Origin of the sequence: Streptosporangium sp. G11 (assembly GCF_051192615.1) — a bacterium.
In the GTDB taxonomy this organism is placed as follows: Bacteria; Actinomycetota; Actinomycetes; order Streptosporangiales; family Streptosporangiaceae; genus Streptosporangium.
Genome location: NZ_JBPJUQ010000370.1, coordinates 1 through 563, shown reverse-complemented (window position 1 = coordinate 563; position 563 = coordinate 1). Strand labels below are relative to the sequence as shown.

General features: G+C 62.9%; 1 pseudogene. It reads left to right on the top strand.

The window, feature by feature from the left end:
• Positions 1-488 (top strand): annotated as a pseudogene (locus tag ACSDR0_RS51080) (hypothetical protein); the annotation flags it as partial.
• Between the last annotated feature and the right edge of the window lie 75 nt (positions 489-563).

Below are 563 nucleotides of genomic sequence, written 5' to 3'. Positions count from 1 at the left end.
CCGGCACCTCCAAGAAGTACTACAAGGCCGTCTTCATCGTCATCGACGGCTTCATCAAGGACACCGGCAAGCTCGGTGACAACGTCGGCGGCCAGGGCTTCACCTGGAACCAGAAGCCCGAGCAGACGGTGTTCGTGTTCGGCTACCCGGCCGACGCGCACCCCGACGGCAACAAGGCCTACACCGGCGTCACGCCCAAGTGGACCTACGGCAAGACCACCGGCAAGACCTTCGTGCAGGCGGCGACCAAGGTCGAGGAGCACATCGGCCTGAAGAGCTCCTTCACCCCCGGCGCCGACGGTGGCCCCTGGCTCGCCAAGTACAGCAACGCCAAGCGTCTCGGCTACGTCAACGGTGTCACCAGCCTCTTCGGTGACCAGGACAGCAACGGCCGCTACGACCTCATCACCACCCCGTACTTCGACGGTGAGACCGCTGCCATCTACACCAAGGCCGCGAACGTCTGGTCCGGCTCGATCGTCAAGTAGTAGTAGCTCCCTGACGATCACCCGAGCCTGAGCGTCCAAACCTCAGACTCACAGCACCACCAGCATTACTTAGCT